At 30.1% G+C, this 2476-nt stretch carries 2 protein-coding genes and 1 pseudogene; all 3 read left to right on the plus strand.

Annotation, left to right across the window (positions count from 1 at the left end):
* The coding region (locus SINDD18_RS02515) for a class-III pyridoxal-phosphate-dependent aminotransferase (RefSeq protein ID WP_081108238.1) at window positions 1–1060 on the plus strand (1060 nt) is incomplete at its 5' end.
* Window positions 1035–1805: an SDR family NAD(P)-dependent oxidoreductase gene (locus SINDD18_RS02520; RefSeq protein ID WP_001878311.1), complete on the plus strand. Its 771-nt coding sequence runs from the start codon at window positions 1035–1037 to the stop codon at window positions 1803–1805. The genes SINDD18_RS02515 and SINDD18_RS02520, both read left to right, overlap by 26 nt.
* Window positions 1798–2476 (plus strand): annotated as a pseudogene (locus tag SINDD18_RS02525) (3-dehydroquinate synthase); the annotation flags it as partial. The gene SINDD18_RS02520 and the pseudogene SINDD18_RS02525, both read left to right, overlap by 8 nt.

A 2476-nucleotide genomic window follows, 5' to 3' on the forward strand; every position in this document is an offset into this window, starting at 1 on the left:
CAAAGAGCCTAAGTTACCATTAACATCACTTTTTGGAAGAGCATATCCATTGTTAATTGAGTATAGTGAAAAATTATTAAAATTAGCTCCTGAATTTTCCAAAGTATTTTATGGTACAGGTGGTTCAGATTCAGTTGAGACAGCTTTGAAAGTAGCGAGACTATTTTATTATGAGCAACAAAAATATAAAAAGGTTAAAATAGGACATTTTGCTATGAGTTATCATGGGGTATCGTTAGGTGCAATGAATGTTATGGGAGAAGAACCCAATAGGGAAGGTTGTGTACTGGATATTGAAAATTATTTTACACTTCCTTTACCGGATGATAATGATGGGGATAATGTCTTTAGGGAGTTAGACAAACTCAATTCTGAAGAGATTTCTGCTATTATTATTGAACCAATCATTGGCTCTGGAGGAATAATTGAATTTCCAAAAGAATTTTTAACTTTGCTAAGAGAATATACTAAAAATAATGATATTTTATTGATTTTTGATGAAGTAGTAACAGGGTTCGGTAGAACTGGTTCGATGTTTGCATATCAAGGACTAGAAATTGTCCCTGATATCCTTGTTCTTGCTAAAAATATCACAGCAGGGTATGCACCACTAGGAGCAACTTTATTTTCTGATAGAATCGTTTCAATCTTTGAAAATAAAAAATTACTACATGGTTATACGAATGCTGGTTCAGTAGTGGGAGTTGCAGCAGCAAACAAAGTTTTAGATATTTTTGAATCTGAAAATATTTTAGAAAATGTTAATAAGCAGTCGGCACTATTTTTGGAGAAATTGAATGAGTTGCAAAAGAAGTATAGTAGTCTAATTCATTCAATTAAAGGTAGGGGGCTAATGTTAGGTATTCAATTGGTAGAACAAGATGGGCAAGAGTTAGAATTTTTCTACAAATTACTTGAGAAAAAGAATATGCTTAGCCGATCAGCATATAATAATACCATTGTATTAATGCCTCCTCTTGTCTCTGAAGAGAATTTTATTTTAGAAATTATCAATAGATTAGATGAGTGCTTTTATGAATATTCAAAAAAATATAACTAAGAAAGTATTAGTAACGGGAAGCAGTAGGGGAATTGGAAAACAGATTGCTCATGACTTTGAAAAAAATGGGAATACTGTTATTTACCATGGAAGTTCAAATTCTTCATTAGAAAAACTCAATTGTAATAAATCAATTTTAGATTTAAGGGATACATCAAATGTTGTGAAGTGGTATTCTGATATTTTTAAGGAATATCATGGAATTGATATATTAATTCTGAATGCAGGGATTGGGATTCCTGAGACAAATATATTTGATGTAGATCCAGAGTATTTAGATGATTTAATAAAAGTAAATATAATCTCACAAATTTATCTTGCTACACAACATTTAAAATTAGTCCAACAATATAATATTTTTGGAACAAGTATAATTTTTATTTCTTCAAATGCAGGTATATATCCTAGGAGTAAATTTCCACTATATTCAATGACTAAGAATGCAATGACATATTATTTAGAGATTTTAAGCAAAGAATTTATTAAACATAAAACTAGAATAAATATTGTTGCACCTGGCTCTATAAAAACAAATATGACAGATAATGCAATATCTAATTTCTCAAAAGAGAATAATGTAAGTGAAAAAGATGCTGAACTGCAGTTATACTCGCATATTAATAGTATGAAAAGGATGGGGAGTGCTAAGGAAGTAAGTGAGTTAGTTCAATTTCTAGCATCAGATAAAGCTTCCTTTATCAACGGTGAAATTATAAAAGTGAATGGGGGATACTACTTTGAATAAAGATATTGAAGTTCATTCGAGGTTACGGAACTATTCTGTAATTTTTTCTAAGGATGTAATAGGAACATTGAATTCTAAAATATGTGATATATCAAAAATAAGATTATTAGTTTTAACGGATAGAAATGTTTACTTCCATCAGAGACAACTATTTCTTAATCTTGAGAAGAAATTTAACTGTTTTACACATATTATAGAACCAGGGGGAAACTCTAAATCGTTAACGGAGGTTCAAAAACTTTATGACATACTAATTGAGAATAACTTTAATAAAGGTGATATACTCTTAGCAATAGGTGGAGGTGTAGTTGGAGATTTAGGTGGATTTACTGCGGCAACGTTTAATAGAGGAATGAAATTTATTCAAGTTCCTACTACATTACTAAGTCAAGTAGATAGTAGTATAGGAGGGAAAGTTGGTGTTCATTTTAATGGGTTAACCAATATGATTGGTGCTATTTACCCACCGGAATTTACTATAGTTAACCTAAAATTTTTAGATACATTACCTCAAAGAGAATTTTGCTGTGGAATGAGTGAAATTATTAAAATGGCTTACATATATGATGCATCTCTATTGAATGTACTTACTAAAGCAGATAATATATCTGAGAAGATGGAATATATTATTTCTAAATCAATTGAAATTAAAAAAGATGTGATAGAGAATG

The organism is Streptococcus infantis (assembly GCF_001579645.1).
In the GTDB taxonomy this organism is placed as follows: Bacteria; Bacillota; Bacilli; order Lactobacillales; family Streptococcaceae; genus Streptococcus; species Streptococcus infantis_E.

Bases quoted from the DNA above. Each gene is read 5' to 3' on its own strand.
- SINDD18_RS02520 (WP_001878311.1), top strand. From the start codon at position 1,035: ATGAATATTCAAAAAAATATAACTAAGAAAGTATTAGTAACGGGAAGC.